The sequence below is a fragment of the Elizabethkingia sp. YR214 genome (genome assembly GCF_003058195.1).
Lineage (GTDB): Bacteria > Bacteroidota > Bacteroidia > Flavobacteriales > Weeksellaceae > Elizabethkingia.
This window is the reverse complement of record NZ_QBUH01000006.1, coordinates 80,293-97,434: the sequence shown is the minus strand read 5'-3', so window position 1 is coordinate 97,434 and position 17,142 is coordinate 80,293. Positions and strand designations below refer to the sequence as shown.

14 protein-coding genes and 1 riboswitch are annotated in these 17,142 nt (G+C 36.4%); of the genes, 7 read left to right on the top strand and 7 right to left on the bottom strand.

The genetic code is table 11. The features are described 5' to 3' along the window. Positions 1-44 precede the first annotated feature (44 nt). Positions 45-224, top strand: a riboswitch (cobalamin riboswitch). A gap of 148 nt (positions 225-372) precedes the next feature. From metE to C8J95_RS13315, 4 genes are all read left to right on the top strand, one after another. After that, a complete protein-coding gene (gene metE / locus C8J95_RS13330) occupies positions 373-2,691 on the top strand; it encodes a 5-methyltetrahydropteroyltriglutamate--homocysteine S-methyltransferase (protein WP_107809202.1) in 2,319 nt (772 codons plus the stop codon). Between the two features lie 73 nt (positions 2,692-2,764). Further along, positions 2,765-3,940 (top strand): thioredoxin fold domain-containing protein, encoded by a 1,176-nt coding sequence (locus C8J95_RS13325; RefSeq protein ID WP_107809203.1) that lies wholly within the window; start codon positions 2,765-2,767, stop codon positions 3,938-3,940. 99 nt (positions 3,941-4,039) lie between these two features. Beyond that, the gene (locus C8J95_RS13320; protein WP_107809204.1) at positions 4,040-4,606 is read left to right on the top strand and encodes a DUF3575 domain-containing protein; all 567 of its coding nucleotides are present in this window, start codon (positions 4,040-4,042) and stop codon (positions 4,604-4,606) included. Positions 4,607-4,608: 2 nt separating this feature from the next. Further along, complete coding sequence (locus tag C8J95_RS13315) at positions 4,609-4,821, top strand: hypothetical protein (protein WP_059323295.1); 213 nt, start codon at positions 4,609-4,611, stop codon at positions 4,819-4,821. A 181-nt stretch (positions 4,822-5,002) separates the two neighbouring features. Here C8J95_RS13315 and C8J95_RS13310 read toward each other — a convergent pair whose 3' ends face one another. Beyond that, the gene (locus tag C8J95_RS13310) at positions 5,003-6,205 is read right to left on the bottom strand and encodes an exo-beta-N-acetylmuramidase NamZ domain-containing protein (protein ID WP_107809205.1); all 1,203 of its coding nucleotides are present in this window, start codon (positions 6,203-6,205) and stop codon (positions 5,003-5,005) included. Positions 6,206-6,209: 4 nt separating this feature from the next. On the opposite strand from C8J95_RS13310, the gene C8J95_RS13305 reads away from it, so the two are divergent. Then, entirely contained in the window at positions 6,210-7,439 is a 1,230-nt protein-coding gene (locus tag C8J95_RS13305) for an ABC transporter permease (protein ID WP_107809206.1), read from the top strand. A gap of 60 nt (positions 7,440-7,499) precedes the next feature. After that, positions 7,500-8,480, top strand: coding sequence for a PLP-dependent cysteine synthase family protein (locus C8J95_RS13300; protein WP_107809207.1), 981 nt, complete (start codon positions 7,500-7,502; stop codon positions 8,478-8,480). Positions 8,481-8,533: 53 nt separating this feature from the next. On the opposite strand, the gene C8J95_RS13295 is transcribed toward C8J95_RS13300, so the two are convergent. Continuing rightward, positions 8,534-9,970 carry a sodium:solute symporter gene (locus C8J95_RS13295; RefSeq protein ID WP_107809208.1) on the bottom strand — a complete coding sequence of 479 codons (1,437 nt, stop codon included), beginning with the start codon at positions 9,968-9,970 and terminating at the stop codon, positions 8,534-8,536. A 279-nt stretch (positions 9,971-10,249) separates the two neighbouring features. Between C8J95_RS13295 and C8J95_RS18690 the strand changes: the two genes are divergently transcribed. Then, complete coding sequence (locus C8J95_RS18690) at positions 10,250-10,420, top strand: hypothetical protein (RefSeq protein ID WP_158267948.1); 171 nt, start codon at positions 10,250-10,252, stop codon at positions 10,418-10,420. A 46-nt stretch (positions 10,421-10,466) separates the two neighbouring features. Here the strand turns inward: C8J95_RS18690 and C8J95_RS13290 are convergent, their stop codons facing one another. The 5 genes from C8J95_RS13290 to C8J95_RS13270 form a co-directional block, all read right to left on the bottom strand. Then, on the bottom strand, positions 10,467-12,575 hold the full coding sequence (locus tag C8J95_RS13290) for a type IA DNA topoisomerase (protein ID WP_107809209.1): 2,109 nt from the start codon (positions 12,573-12,575) through the stop codon (positions 10,467-10,469). Positions 12,576-12,693: 118 nt separating this feature from the next. Then, positions 12,694-13,914, bottom strand: a complete 1,221-nt coding sequence (locus C8J95_RS13285) for an amidohydrolase (RefSeq protein ID WP_107809210.1) — start codon at positions 13,912-13,914, stop codon at positions 12,694-12,696. An 80-nt stretch (positions 13,915-13,994) separates the two neighbouring features. Next, a complete protein-coding gene (locus C8J95_RS13280) occupies positions 13,995-14,846 on the bottom strand; it encodes an AraC family transcriptional regulator (RefSeq protein WP_107809211.1) in 852 nt (283 codons plus the stop codon). A gap of 187 nt (positions 14,847-15,033) precedes the next feature. After that, on the bottom strand, positions 15,034-15,696 hold the full coding sequence (locus C8J95_RS13275; RefSeq protein ID WP_107809212.1) for an ankyrin repeat domain-containing protein: 663 nt from the start codon (positions 15,694-15,696) through the stop codon (positions 15,034-15,036). 20 nt (positions 15,697-15,716) lie between these two features. Further along, positions 15,717-17,051, bottom strand: coding sequence for an amidohydrolase family protein (locus tag C8J95_RS13270; protein ID WP_107809213.1), 1,335 nt, complete (start codon positions 17,049-17,051; stop codon positions 15,717-15,719). Positions 17,052-17,142: the final 91 nt, after the last annotated feature.

Genomic DNA, 17,142 nt, shown 5'->3' with positions numbered 1-17,142 from the left:
ATTATGGAATATAAATTGGCTAAACTAACTTTGTGAAAAATAAAAATAGATCTGTAGAATTTGGTTTTACCTAAGCGGTGAATGAAAAGGGAATCATGTGAAAATCATGAGCTGTCGCGCAACTGTGAATACCATACAAGGTTTTATCCGTAGTCCACTGTGTATATGGGAAGGAGGATAAAATGGTATAAGTCAGGAGACCTGCCAATTTCTGAACAGGCAACTACTCTCGCGATTTGGAGTTGTGGTCTTACAGTACTTTAGTCTGAGGGAAGTCTTCAGACAATGGACTTATACTACTGCTTACGGCCTTTGGGCGTGTGAGAGTTGTCTGGCTGTGAATACAGGAGATAACTAATAAAATATAATAAAATGCAAACACACAACCTGGGTTACCCACGTATTGGGAAAAAGCGAGAGCTAAAAAAAGCCTGTGAACAGTATTGGTCCGGAAAAATTATTCAGAAAGAATTACTGGATGTAAGTCGTAAAATTATCAACGAAAATTTAAAATTACAACAGGAAGCAGGTATAGACCTTATTCCGGTTAACGATTTTTCGTTTTATGACCATGTATTGGATCTTACTCTTACTCTGGGAGCTATTCCACAACGTTACCACGATGTAATCCTGAATAAGGCCAATAACGAGCTGGATCTTTATTTTGCAATGGCACGTGGTTACCAGAAAGACGGACTGGACATCACAGCTATGGAGATGACAAAATGGTTTGATACCAACTATCATTATATTGTGCCGGAGTTCTGCAAAGGACAGAGTTTTAAATTATTCTCCAACAAGATTATCAATGAGTTTATAGGTGCACAGCAAATAGGAATAAATGCTAAGCCTGTAATAATAGGACCGGTTTCTTATTTATTATTAGGGAAAGAAAAAGAAGAAGGTTTTGAAAAATTGGATCTTATTGATAATCTGTTGCCGGTATATCTGGAAATACTAAAATCCTTACAGTCTCATGGTGCTGAATATGTACAGATTGATGAGCCTTTCTTAGCATTGGATCTTACAGATAAAGCAAAAGAAGTCTATACCGCTGTATATGCTAAAATTCAGAAAGAACTTCCGAATCTAAAGATTATTCTGACCACTTATTTTGAAGGTTTGGAAGACAACCTGCCTTTAGCATTGTCATTACCTGTGGATACACTTCACGTGGATTTGGTGAGAAAGCCAGAGCAGTTAGAAAATATACTGGAAGCTATACCCGAAAACCTGAAACTTTCTTTGGGAGTTGTAGACGGAAGAAATATCTGGAAGAATGATTTTGAAAGCTCACTTCAACTCATCAGGAAAGCTAAGGAACAACTAGGCGAGGAACGTATTCTGATTGCACCGTCCAGTTCATTGTTGCACGTACCGTATGATTTGGATCTGGAAACAAAAGAAGAAAGCTTACCGGCGGAAATAAAACAATGGATGGCTTATACTAAACAGAAAATAAAAGAAGTAGCATTACTAAGAGATTTATCTTTAGAAAATCCTTCTGCTGAAAGTTTAGTTGCTTTTGGGGAAAATAAAAAGGCTATAGAGAACAAGAAAGTTTCAACACTGATTCACGACGCTAAAGTACAACAGCAAATGGATGCCTTGGCAGCTATCCCGGTATCCCGTCAATCTGCTTTTGTGCAACGTAAAGTGCAGCAGCAGGAAATCCTTAAATTACCACTTTTTCCAACTACTACTATTGGTTCTTTTCCACAGACAAAAGAGGTGAGAAGTTGGAGAGCTCAGTTTAAAAAAGGTGAAATTTCTGCTGAACGTTATACAGATTTGCTGAAAGAAGAAACCAAAAATACAATTCAGCGTCAGGAAAAAATAGGTATTGATGTATTGGTACATGGAGAGTTCGAAAGAAACGACATGGTAGAGTATTTTGGAGAACAACTGAAAGGTTTTGCTTTTACTGAAAACGGATGGGTACAGAGTTACGGAAGCCGTTGTGTAAAACCACCGATAATTTATGGTGATGTTTCACGCCCGGAACCTTTAACGGTATTCTGGTCTCAGTATGCACAATCATTAACTTCCAAATGGGTAAAAGGGATGCTTACAGGACCGGTAACGATCTTACAATGGAGTTTCGTGAGAAATGATCAGCCACGTAAAGATACCGCCAATCAGATTGCATTAGCAATCCGTGATGAGGTATTGGATCTGGAAAAAGCAGGAATCAGAATTATTCAGATCGATGAACCTGCAATAAGAGAAGGATTGCCATTAAGGAGAAAAGATGCTGCTGCTTACCTGAAATGGGCTGTTTTGGCATTCCGTATTTCGGCTTCTTCGGTAAAAGACGATACACAAATTCATACCCACATGTGTTATTCCGAATTCAACGATATTATCAATCATATTGCGGATATGGATGCAGATGTAATTACTATAGAATGTTCGCGCTCCCAGATGGAATTATTAGATGCATTTGCGGATTTTGAATACCCGAATGATATAGGTCCTGGTGTTTACGATATCCATGCGCCACGTGTACCATCGAAAGAAGAGATGGTAAAGCTTCTAGAAAAAGCTGCGAAAGTTATTCCTTCTGCCCAGCTTTGGGTAAACCCTGATTGTGGATTAAAGACCAGAGGTTGGGATGAAACAGAAAAAGCTTTGATTGAGATGGTTAATGCAGCGAAAGAAATGCAGAAAGAATTTGCTGCAATAGTTTAATTTTTAAGTTTCAGATAGGGATAATGTCAGAGATGTATGTTACATTTGTTATTGTTTAAAAGAAATATTGAAAATGAAAAAACTGATCTCTACATTATTCCTGTTTATAGGATTACTAGCTTTTGCTCAGGCCGGAATAAAATTCGACGAAGGTAATTTTTCCAGTCTTTTGGCTAAAGCTAAAAAAGAAAATAAACTTATTTTTCTGGACGCTTATGCCAGCTGGTGTGGGCCTTGTAAATTAATGGCTAAAAATATTTTTACATTACAATCTGTTGGTGATTATTATAATGGCCATTTTGTGAATGCTAAAATGGATATGGAGAAAGGAGAAGGTGTAGCCCTTGCAAAAAAATATAATGTAAGAGCTTATCCAACTTATCTGTTTATAAACGGAGACGGAGAAATCGTTCACCGCGTATTGGGATATGTTGAAGAAAAACCATTCATCCAGTTTGCTAAAGATGCAGAAGATCCTAAAAGAAATATTGGTGCATTGAAGGCGAGATTCGAAAAAGGAGATACAGACCCAGAGTTTCTTAAGAATCTGGCTATGCTGACGATGTATGAAGATGCTAATCTTTCGGGTAAAGTTGTACAAAAATATTTTGCAGTAAAGCCAAATAAAGATTTTACACAGGAAGATATCCAGTTGCTTTTAACTGGATTAATGAATACTGAAGATCCGAGATACGAAATCTTTAAAAGTAAGAAAGAAGAGATTGTAAAAATATTACCGGCTGCTCAATATGAAGCATTTGATAAAAATATCAAAATGAATACTATTGTTAAAAAAGCATACAATCCGGATACTAAAACATTGAATACAGAGTATTTCCTTACAGAGACGGAAAAAGTGTTCGGGAAAGAGCAGGCAGAAAAAATGCTGACAAGAGTTAAAGCGAGTTATGCTTTGAAAAATAAGGATTTTGCTACTTACGAGAAACTAACACTAGAGCAATACAAAGACTTTTCTAAAGCCAATTCAAACGAACTTAATTCTGTTGCATGGAACTTCTTCGAGAATATTAAAGATAAAAAATCATTGCAAACAGCAATCCTTTGGGCACAGGAATCTGTGAAGAAAGATGAAAGCTATGCTAATACTGATACTTTGGCTAATTTGTATAATAAAGTCGGAGATAAAAAGAATGCTAGATTATGGGCTGAAAAGTCTGTTGAATTAGCTAAGAAATCTGGTGAAGATGCTGCTGAAACTCAGAAGTTACTCGATAGTTTAAAGAAATAGACTTTAAAAGTATTAAAGTTATATTAAAAAAGCTGCTTTTGGGCAGCTTTTTTTGTGGGCAAGATCTAAAATCAATAATTTCGTACCGAAAATTTATTTATGAAAAAAATATTAGCGGTTTTTATCCTAATGTTTTCCCTTGGCGGAATTCGTGCGCAGGAGTATAAGAATCAGATAAAGGGAAATATGCTTTTTGCACCTCTTGGGATTTTGAATGTAGGATATGAACACGCTTTTAATCAGCACTGGACAGGCCAGGCTGATGTTTTTATCTCTCCTTGGAAATCTTTTGCAGGAAGGCACTTGCAAATTTATATGGGGCACCTGGAGGCTCGTTATTATTTTACAAAAGCTATGGAGAAATGGTATGTAGGAGCTAATGCGGGTATGGGAGTTTACAATATGCAGAAATGGAACTATTGGAATTCTGATGTGTATCAGAAAGGATTTAACTTTATGTTAGGTGCAACTGTTGGTTATCAGGTGAAGCTAAACGATCGTTGGAGCATAGATTTATATGTTGGTGGTGGTGCTTCTCAGAGTTTTTATCATGGGTGGTATAAAGACAAATACCCGAGACAACGCTATGATTCTGCACAGGCTTGGAATAAGAGTGGTGAGTTTATTCCGTTCCGCGGCGGAGCAATGATTTCTTATAAATTTTAATGATGAAAGATTTATTTAATAATTCCAAATATTACGTTATTATCGTTTTAACCTTTGTTATTGTTTTCCTGATGAATTATATAGGAAATGATGCACCTGATAAATTATCCAGAGCACTGATGAATGGTGGAGCCGGAGCAGTAGGAATTGCTATTGGACTTATTATTTATCAGCGTGGTAAAGGCGGAGATAATAAACATCACGATATAGACTGAAAAATAAAAGGCTCCGAAATTCCGGAGCCTTTTTTATAAATTGTTTGAGTATTTATATTCTGAAATTTTGTACTTCTAGTGTTATGTAGACTGTAAAATCGCAAAACTATTTATACAAATGGTCTATATAAAATATTTAGCAACAGATAATAATACAATTAACTTTGCACTAACTTCATAACTAGTTAGGGTAGACAATATATTTTTGTCTAATCTTTTCAAAGTCTTCAAGTCCTTTTTTCCAGGAAGTTTTAATTTGCTCCTGTGATTGTCCGCTTATAATCTGCTTTCTTAACTGATCAGATCCCGCAAGTGTATCAAAGAAAAGGTTTTTTAGGAAAAAATCCCCTTTACTGGCAGAGCTTTTGTAATCTTTATAGGCTTTGATTAACCATTCCAAATTAATTCCCGTTAATGCTTCCGGATAGTTTCTAAGGTCTTCACCAAAACATTCCTGGCCATTAAGAGGTGGATTTTTGGAACCATAAGAAGGTTTTGGGGTAAACTTAAAGCTAAAGTTTTTTGTATAAGGGGATCCATAAGCCTGGAAAGGAAATTCTGTTCCGCGACCCAAAGATATATTAGCGCCTTCAAAAAAGCAAAGACTTGGGTACAGGTTTATTGCCTTATCATTTGGAAGGTTAGGTGATGGTTTCTCCAATATACCATAACGTTGCTTCTTGTGGTAGTTAGCCATTTTCACAACGGTGTATTTAGTTTTAATATTATTTTTGAGCCAACCCTCACCATTTACCATATTGCCATACTCACCAATAGTTAAACCATATATAACCGGAATCTCGTGTATGCCTACAAAAGAAGTCCATTTTTTGTTCAGTATCGGTCCGTCAGTATAGCCGTCGTGTGGATTAGGTCTGTCCAGTACGATAACTTCTTTACCAGCTTCAGCAGCAGCCTCCATTACATAAGTTAATGTTGAGATATAAGTGTAAAATCTTACTCCAACATCCTGTAAGTCGAAAAGGATAATATCAGAATCACTGATTTGTTCCGGTTTGGGCTTTTTGTTGTTTCCATATAATGAAACAATAGGCAAACCTGTTTGTTTGTCTATATCACTTTTAACGTGCTCCCCAGCATCTGCATTTCCTCTGAAGCCATGTTCCGGTGTGAATATTTTAGTAATATTTACCTTTTTAGAAATAAGAAAATCTACGAGATGTGTATGTTTGCTATCACTTAGTACTCCTGTCTGATTGGTGAGTACGATTACTTTTTTATTTTTTAGCAAAGGCATGTATATCTCCGGCTGATCGGCTCCGGTTTTAAATGTATTGGTGCTCTGGGCATTAAAAAATGACTGAAACCCAAAATAGATTAGGCAGATCAGAACTAAATTTTTAATTTTGAGGCTAAAATTCATACGCTTGAAATTTCCTTTATATTATTCACGCAAGATAGCATTTTCCAAGGATAACAAAAATAACCTTTCCCGAATTATCATATTCATCGGGAGGCTTTCTGTAGCATTAGGAATTATAGTATCTCTGATTACGGTTTGTACCGGATTAGGAGCAAAGAAAGCGATTAAGGAAAGAATGGCAGACTTTTCCGGTCATATTTCTGTAAAGTCCGCACAGTCGGATAACTCCTATACTTCCTCTGTACTGAATAAAGCAGGATTGGAATATAATAAAATTCAGAAAATGCCTTCCGTTGCCTCTGTACAGTCTTATGCCATGGTGAGTGGTATTATGAGAAACGAGAAAAGTTTTGATGGGGTTGTTTATAAAGGTGTGGGAAAAGATTTTGACAGGGAACGTTTTGAGAAATTTATGATTTCCGGAAGTATTCCTAAATATGATGAGGATGGGTATAATAATCAGGTTATCATATCTGGCAAAATTGCTACAGACCTTGGACTAAAGGTAAAAGATTCTATAGTTGCCATATTTTCTAAAGAAGATCAAAAACCAGTTTACCGAAAATTTGAAGTAGGTGGGATTTATAAAACAGATATCAAGCTTATTGATGATCTTTTTGTAATAGGAGACATTAATCAGGTTCGTAAGATTCAGGGAATGGAAAAAACCGACATCGGTGGTCTGGACATTTACCTGAATGATATAGACAATATTGATAAAGAATACCCTAAAATAGAAGAGCTGATAGGCTATAAAAATTATGCGGAAAAAGCTACGGAAATGTATCCGCAGATTAATGACTGGGTGAATATATTTGACACCAATATTGGACTGATTATCGCTATTATGCTTATAGTCGTTGTTATCAATATTATTATGGTGTTGCTAATCCTTATTATTGAAAGAACCAATTCTATTGGTGTACTGAAGACACTGGGTGCAACTAATTTTCAGATTCGTTCGGTATTTATTAATAATACACTTCTTATTATGGTTCCGGGGCTTGTAGCCGGGAATCTTATTGGATTAGGATTATTATTTATCCAAAGATACTTTGGGATTATAAAACTAAACCCAGATAACTACTTTATCAGTGTAGTACCGGTAGATCTTAATATTCTTTATATTCTTGGGATTTCTGTAGGAATCCTTCTGATTGCTGCCTTAGCGATGATTGTACCAAGCTACCTGATTAGTAAAATATCGCCTGTAAAGTCTATAAAATATAACTAGATGCTTTTTTATCTTTAGTTATTACAAAAACAATTACCCTAATAATAAATTAAATTATAAATGGAATACGCAAATAATATTCTGGAAACTATTGGAAATACACCATTAGTAAAACTAAACAGAGTGTTGGGTGAGGATTTCCCTGCTTTGGTTTTGGCCAAAGTAGAAACCTTTAATCCGGGCAATTCGGTGAAAGACCGTATGGCTCTGAAAATGATAGAAGATGCAGAAAAGGACGGAAGACTAAAACCAGGCGGAACTATTATTGAAGGAACGTCCGGAAATACTGGAATGGGACTGGCTTTAGCTGCAATTATCAAAGGATACAAGTGTATTTTTGTAACAAATGATAAGCAGTCTAAAGAGAAATGCGATATACTGAGAGCTGTTGGAGCGGAAGTTATTGTATGTCCAACCGATGTACCGCCGGAAAGTAAGAGATCTTACTATTCTGTATCTAAAAGACTAGCACAGGAAACACCTAATGGCTGGTATGTAAATCAGTATGATAATCCATCCAACAGACAGGCTCATTATGAAAGTACAGCACCAGAGATTTGGAAACAGACCGAGGGTAAGCTTACTCATTTTGTTGCCGGAGCTGGTACCGGCGGAACTGTTACAGGTTGTGGAACATTCTTCAAAGAAAAGAATCCGGATATTCAGGTAATCGGTATAGATACTTATGGCTCTATTTTGAAACACTTCCACGAAACCGGAGAAATTGATAAATCTTTAATTCATACCTATATTACAGAAGGTATTGGAGAGGATATTATCCCAGAGAATTATGATATGAGTGTTATCGACCATTTCGAGAAAGTAACAGATAAAGACGGAGCAATCTATGCCAGAAAGTTGGCTCTGGAAGAAGGTATCTTCTGTGGGTATTCTGCAGGTAGTGCTATTGCAGCTCTGGTACAGATGAAAGACAGCTTTACAAAAGATGATGTTGTTGTTGTATTACTACACGATCATGGCAGCCGCTATGTAGGTAAAATATACAATGATGAATGGATGAAAGCGCAAGGCTGGTTATAAGGTATAAAAATAAAAAACCTGAAGATTTTACTTCAGGTTTTTTTATTTAGTATTTATTTCTTTCTAATCAGAAATAATCCGATAAATGTTAATAATCCGTTGATAAGCAATAGCTCTAATCCTATTTTGAAATCTCCGAAAATCTGCTCCTGATATTTGTCGATAAAATAACTGATGACAGGTGCTGCAATACATACGTAAGGAACCAAATGGTCTTTTACTTTGTATTTTGTGAAAATTCCGAAAACAAATAAACCTAATAATGGTCCATATGTAAAGCCTGCTAATTTTAGGATTATTCCGATCATGGAACTGTCATTAATCCATTTAAAAACAAGCACCATAATAAGGAAAGATATTGCAACAATAATGTGCACTTTTTTTCTTACTTTTTCCTGCTTCTTCTCTTCCCAACCTTTATTCTTAATATTCAGAATGTCAATACAGAAAGAAGAGGTAAGAGCTGTCATCGCACCATCTGCACTTGGGAATAAGGCTGAAATTAATGCAATGATAAAGATAACAGAAATTACAGGGGACATATGTTCCAGAGCAATAGCCGGGAACAAACCGTCACCAACCGCTGAAACATGCTCTTTGGCTCCATACAGGTGTAATAATCCACCCATATAAAGGAATAATCCAATAACCACTAACATAATAAAGCCAAGGCTTACCATGTTTTTCTGAGAATCTTTCAGGTTGGTTACAGAAAGGCTTTTCTGCATCATTTCCTGATCTATACCTGTCATGGTAATCGTAATAAAAGCTCCGGCGATAATCTGTTTAATGAAGAAATTTTTCTCCATAGGATCTGTACCAAATATCTGGGTATAGCCTTTCTCATGCATTGCTGTAAAACTTTCACCTACACTTATCCCCATATGTGAAAGCATGTAAATTGTACAGATAATTAATCCACCCAGCATACAAGAAGTCTGGAGTGTATCTGTCCATACAATAGTTTTTACACCACCTTCGTAGGTGTATAGAATAATCATTCCCAGAATAATAATAGTTGTAGCAATAAAAGGAACACCTAGTTTGTCCAGGATTGTCATCTGCAGAATATTAACAACCAGATAAAGTCTGGCAGTAGCACCTACTAAACGGGAAATAATGAAAATTGTAGCTCCGGTTTTTTCGGACAATTTCCCCATTCGCTGCTGTAGGTAGCTGTATATAGACGTAAGTTTTAAGCGGTAGTAAAGTGGAAGAAGGACATAAGCAATAATGATGTAACCTATAAGATATCCCAGTGTAATTTGTAAATAGCCGAAGTTATCTTTTCCAACTGCACCCGGTACACTCACAAACGTAACACCAGATAAGGAGGTGCCAATCATCCCGAAGGCAACCAGCATCCAGTTACTATTACGGTTTCCGATAAAAAAACTTTCATTATTACTTCCTTTTCCTGTTTTGTAAGAAACATAAAGTAGAATAGCAAAATAGGCGAAAACAATTAATAGCAGTATAACTGGAGACATTAATGAAATTTTAAATTTCACAAATGTAGTTTTTTTTGAATATACATAGGAAGAACTTTGAAATTAATATGATACAACCTATGTCAAAGCTTTTAATTCACATATTTTTGAAATAAATCACAAAACATTATGATAGTAATAAATAAATTTTTAATTTAGTGACACTTATCGAGTATATATGATATGTGTTTAAAATATTAGTAATTGAGTATTATTGATAATATTTAAAATATTGCTTTTTTATAGAAGTAGACAACAACCAATCTAAAATAAAATATTATGAAAAATTTAAAAAAACTTTCCAGAGAAAATCTGAGATCTGTTGCCGGAGGTTTGCGTAGTTGCATGGATGGCTGTGGACCAGGAGAATGTTGCTCAAATGGAGTTTGCAGAAGAGGGCCTAATACAGGGCCAAGACCATATCTTTGTGATCCGCCAATTCTTGATTAGATCTTTAACTAATAAAAATAGCCAGAATAAGTTCTGGCTATTTTATTTATGCTAACTGTATATTAAAGTTTTCATCAAGAGACAAAATACCTTCTTTCAGGTCTGTGGGATGTTCTGTAAAACCTTTTAGTTTAGAAGTTTTTCCTTTTGAGACTAAATCCTGTATTTGTTTTTCGGTAATTTTCTTACCAAACAAAACGAAAGGAACTTTGAAACCACAATTCTTGAAATCGGAGCAGCCGATAGCGGTCTTGCCCTTCATCAGATGCTGATCTCTACATTTAGGGCACTTTTCCTGTTCCCATTCAATGACTGTATTTTTTCTTGGAGCTCTTTCTTTTTTCTCTTTAACTTCCGGAATCTGGTGTAACGATATCACCTTGGCTTTTTCATTAATCACCTTTCGGGTAAGATCTGTAACCATTTGGATCAGTTCTTCCTTGAAATGGTTTGCTTCGTAAGTTCCGCTTTCTATTTTTCGCAACTTAAATTCCCATTCTCCTGTAAGTTCAGGACTTTTCAGAAGCTCATCCTCAATAGTATCAATAAGTTCTATACCAGTATTGGTTGCGTATAGATTCTTTTTCTTTTTGTCGATATATTTTCTTTTAAAGAGCGTTTCGATAATATTAGCACGGGTAGAAGGTCTCCCGATACCATTGTTTTTCATTAATTCGCGCAACTCTTCATCCTCAACCTGTTTTCCTGCGGTTTCCATTGCCCGTAGCAATGTAGCTTCGGTATAAGGTTTTGGAGGAGATGTTTTTCCCTGATGAATAACCGGAATGTGTTCACCACTTTCACCAACCTTAAATTCAGGGATATTTTGTTCTTCCTCTTTATTTTTTTCGGAACTTTCCTTCTTGTCCTTAGCGTAAACAATTCGCCAACCAGGTTCCAGTATCTGCTTTCCGTTTGCTTTGAAAGGAATAGTACCAACTTTTCCTTCTACTAATGTATTGGATATTTTACATTCCGGATAGAACACCGCAATAAATCTTCTTGCTACCAAATCATAAATAAGTTTCTCTTCCTTACTCAGATTTTGTGAAGGAGGTACTTCCGTTGGAATAATTGCATGGTGATCTGTTACCTTGGTATCATCAAATACCGTTTTAGACATAGGTATAGGCTGTGATAGTAACGATTCTGTATATTCTCTGTAGAAATACATACTGCGCAGGATTCCGCCAATTTTTGGATACAGACTTTCAGATAAGTATGTCGTATCTACGCGTGGATATGTTGTATGTTTCTTTTCGTATAGACTCTGGATATATTTCAGCGTGCTTTCTGCGGAGAAACCATATTTTCTATTGGCCTCCACCTGCAATCCGGTAAGATCGAAAAGACGCGGGTTTTTCTCTTTTCCTTCTTTGATCTCAAATGAAACAATCTCAAAAGGATGCTGCTTCAGATACTCCAGTCCTTTTTCTGCTTTTTCCTGAGTTTTTAAACGATCGATAGCTGCGTTAAACAGGACTTCCCGATAAGTTGTTTTTAGTTCCCAGTATTCCTCCGTTTGGAAAGCATCTATTTCCTTTTGTCGCTGTACCAGCATTGCCAGTGTTGGAGTCTGAACTCTTCCGATAGAAAGAACAGCTTTGTTGCCACCAAACTTCTTAGTGAATAATCGAGTTGCATTGATGCCCAATAGCCAGTCACCTATAGCGCGGGCATTGCCGGCAAGATATAGATTTTTGTAATCTTCAGCTGGCTTCAGACTTGCAAAACCTTCTTTTATGGCATCTTCGGTAAGTGAAGAAATCCATAATCTTTTTACCGGTTTATTACATTTTGCTTTTTGTAATACCCATCGTTGTATCAATTCTCCTTCCTGGCCGGCATCACCACAGTTAATTACTTCTTCACAGTCGCCGACTAATTTTTCAATAACCTTAAATTGTTTTTGTACACCGCCATTGGAAATAAGCTTTATACCAAAGTTTTGTGGGATAATAGGAAGGAAAATTAAATTCCAGGATTTGTACTGAGGTCCGTAATCATGAGGCTCTTTAAGTGTGCATAGATGACCAAAGGTCCAAGTGACCCAGTAGCCATTGCCTTCAAAATAACCCTGCATAGGAGTATTAGCGCCTAATACTTTGGCGATATCTTTAGCTACACTTGGTTTTTCGGCAATACACAACTTCATGAGAGTCAATTATGGGGATGCAAATTTCCGTATTTTTTCCAGAACTTTTAGCTCCATTGGGGTGGAAAAATACGGAAATTTATTTTAACTGCTCATTATGAGTTACTCACAAACCAATTTATTTTTGAAAAACAATATTCCCTTCATGGATTAGGGTATGAACGGGAGCCATTCTGGAAACCGCTTCAGCAGAGCAGCTTGCATCTACCAAAACAATATTGGCGGCAGTTCCGGCCTTTGGCCATTGCATATTTCCTTTATCATCCAAAGGAGTAATATTCTGGGTTGCCAGTTTTAGCATTCTGGAAAGATTATATTCGGTTCCGTAACCATAAAGTTCGGCAGCCAGTTTTGCTTTTTGAAGTATATTTCCTGAACCAAAGGTTCCCCAATGATCTTGTACATTATCATTACCAATTAATACATTTACACCATACTTCATTAGGGTAGGAATAGGCATAATAGTGTTTTTGAACGGTATAGAAGAGGCAATGCCAACCTGTGCTGCTGCCAGTCGCTCTGCAATTTTTTCAGTTTCAGCAGGAGAAAGATGCCCCAATGCAAATGCATGGCTCACAAATGTCTTGCCTCTCAGTTCAGGATTTTCCAGTGCTTTATTAATTAAAAATTCTATTGTTTTTATTCCGGATTCCCCTGTTTCATGAAGGTGGATGTCTATTCCTTTGTGGTTATCCAAAGCCAGCTGTACGATAAAGTCCATTTGTTTTTCGATATTTCCGTCGATGTTGAAAGGATCTAAACCTCCAATAAAGTCAACACCTTTTAATTGTGCTACCTCTTTCATTAAAGGTGCCGTATTGGTATAGTATACACCATGCTGAGGAAAAGCTACTAACTCTGCCTGAAAAGAATCTTTTTTATTCTTTAGTGCCACTTCCAGATGTTCCAGGGATTTTAATCCGGAAGTAGGATCTACATTGAAATGCGTTCTGGCATAATGGCTACCATAAGATTGGATAAACTCTATCAGTTTTTCTGCGCGTTCTACAGAAGTTTTTAGTAATTCAGGAATGATTTTCTGTTCATAAGTGATCATATCTTTTACAGTTCTTCTGGTTTGCGAAACAGCCTTCCACGGAAGTCCGAATAATGTTTTGTCGATATGAATGTGCATATCCTTAAATGCAGGAAGCATCAGGCGCTTTTTGGCATCTATAGCTTTTGTATTAGGATTGTTGGGTGTAACAGCTTTTATTGTATTGTTTTCGATCTCTACACAGAAAAGTCCGGTTTTTGTTCTGATAACTTCCTGCTGATCATACTCAAAACCAGTTTCTAAAAGAACGTTTTTTAAGGTATAATTATTTGTTTGTGACATAGGAATGTAATTAATAATGACAAAGTTATTACACCCTGCTTTTGTAGAAGGTGTACAATTTATGCTTTATGGTGTATAATTTATTTCTTCTCCTTGAACTGTGAAGGAGTCATTCCGGTATGCATCTTGAAAAACTTGGAAAAGCTGGCATGATCGTAAAAGCCTAACTCGTATACAATTTCCTTTACAGATATATCAGTAGACATTAAAAGCCTTTTTGCTTCTAATAAAGTACGGTTCTGAATCAGGGACGATGCGGAGGAATTCAGGTGCTTCTTGCAGATAATGTTGAGGTAGTTAGGTGAAATGCTTAGTTTGTCTGCATAAAAGTTAACAGAACGTTCTTGTTTGAAAAACTGATCCGTTAAATCAAGGAATTTTGATAACAGGGGAGAGGAGCTGTAAATTTTAAAATCATTAAAAATACCCTCGGCAATTCTACTAAGAATAAGTGCAATAAGCTTACATCGGGTACTGATGATATCCCAAAAAATAGGTGTTATTTCTAATTCTTTGTGAATAGCGCTAAATTCGTACAGAAGCGTATCGAATTCCTCTTCCGAAATACTGATAACGGGATGCTTGTAATAATAAGCCAGTGGAAAACGCAGAGACGGAGACATTCCCTCAAATAAAGTTCTGCCTATCATAAGTTGATAGCCTATGGTTTCAGGCTTTATTTCCCATTGATGTACCTGTTCGGGAAATAAAAGATGAACCTGATAATCTGACAAAGAATAGTCTATAAAATCTATATTGTGAACCCCTTCACCATTTTTAAACAAGAGAATAATAAAAAAATCGTGCTTATGTGGAGAGTCAATAGATCTTTCTCCGTGTAATTCATGGAAGAGTAAATCACAATCGGCAGGAATTCCACGATTGAATTCCTGAATACCTAATACAGGAAAATGATCGGATTGATCATTCATATGCGCTATTTTATTTTTAAAAATAGTGATTTTTTATAGTATTTAATAATATTTTTTGTGTTGAATTATGTGAAGTGCACTAATCTTAAAAACCATACAGAAACATGATTTATATAATATCAATCTAAACTGTCTCAGTGTTTCTGCATGGATGAAAAAAATTTAGCATATCACATTCAGGAGAATTCTAAGATTCGAGTATTTTAACAATTTCTTTAAAACCTAAAGATTTTGCATGTTGTAAAGGAGTTCTTCCGTCATGATCCGGAATATTGAGGTCGGCTCCGGCATCTTTTAATATTTGTACAGCTTGCTGGTGCTTTGTACCACCATTACCTAAAATAACAGCTTCCATTAGGGCTGTCCAGCCTAGTCTGTTAACATGATTTAAAGGAAAACCTTTTGTATTGGCCAATAGCCTTACAGTTTCTACATGTCCGCGCTCACTAGCAGGAATAAGTGCTGTTCCGTAGTATCGGTTGAAGATGTCGAAACGAGCACCATGAGCAAGGTATAGTTTTACAAGTTCCGTTTGTCCGCTAGCCCCTGCGTATAAAAATGGACTATCTAACTTATCATCCTGCTGATTGACGTCCGCACCATACTGAATTAGTAATTTTGCAGTATCTGTTGCTCCGGAAACAGTAGCAATGAGTAATAGAGAACGTTTGTTTCTGTCTTCTGTATTAACGTTTGCACCTTCTTTTAAGGCTTTCTCGACTAATGCCGGCTGATTATTTTTAACAGCGTCTATAATATGTACTGATGTGCTTTCCACTTTGTCTTCTCTTACCTGAGAGTGGCAGTTACTTAGAATGCCGAAAGAAAGCAAAAAAAGAATGACTCTCATATATTTTATTTTAATGATGATTAAAAAACAACATTCCCCTGATGGATCAGTGATTTTACAGGCGATATTCTAGATACCGCTTCTGCAGAACAACTGGCGTCTACTAGTACAACATTTGCCATATCTCCGCTTTTAGGCCATTGTTGTGTGCCTTTATCATCCAAAGGCAATATATTATAAGTTGCCAGTTTTAAACTTCTGGATAATAAGAATTCTGTTGAATAACCATAAAGCTGAGCCATAAGATTTGCTTTTTGCAAAACGCTTCCACTTCCCCATGTATTCCAATGATCAATAATACTATCATTTCCGGTTCCGATGTTTACACCATATTTGTAAAGTGTAGGTATAGGCATAATAAGGCCTCCAAAAGGAATTGTAGACATAATACCAATTTTTGCATTAGCCAGCTTTTCCGCCATTTCTTCCTGCTTGGACTTGTCCAGTTTTGCCAGAACAAAACAGTGGCTCAAAAAGGTTTTACCTTTCAGTGCAGGGTTCTCATTTACCTTATTAATCAGATATTCCACTGTCTTGAGACCAGATTCTCCTGTTTCATGCAAATGGATATCGATCCCTTTGTTGTGATCTAGTGCCAACTGAATAGTAAAATCCATTGTCTTTTCAATCTGTCCATCTACATTGTATGGATCCACCCCGCCAATATAATCTATATCTGTTTGGGCGGCTTCCTTCATCCATGGTGCGGAATCAGTATAATAAACACCGTGTTGGGGAAAAGCAACAAGCTCTGCTCCAAAAGTTGCCTTCTTATTATCCAAAGCTTTTTGCAGATTCTTTAGTGAATCCAGTTTGGAAGTAGGCTCTATATTTACGTGGCTTCTTGCATAAGATGTGCCACATGATTGTAGTAATTCAATTAGCTTTTCGGCATGATATGTAGATGTTTTCAGCATTTCTGGTAAGATTTGCTGCTCCAGAGCTATCATCCCCTTTACACCGCCTTGTCTTTTTCTTACTGCCTGCCACGGACCACCATAAAATGTTTTATCAAGATGGATGTGCATATCTTTAAATGCCGGAAGCATAAGAAGACCTTTAGCATCAATTGCTTTTGCGGAAGGATTATTAGGCGTTACAGTCTTAATTTTCCCATTAGCCATTTCAACACAGAATAATCCGGTTTTTGTTGCAACTACTTCATTTCCGTCGTATTCAAATCCGGTTTCCAGCCTTATATTTTTCAGTAATATATTTTTTGCTCCTTTCAGCGTCTTATCATTAGTAAGATTAAAAGGACTGGCTGCCAACAAGCCTGGGCTTATTGCTAATCCTGCTACAGCTAAGGCTGAACTTTTAATAAAATCTTTGCGGGTAATACCGGAAGTATTCATGATACTAAAATTTTAATAGCAAAAATACCAATTGCTCTGCCAGTACAGATGTAGTTATTATACTATTGTCTGTAAAAATTATAACTTGGGT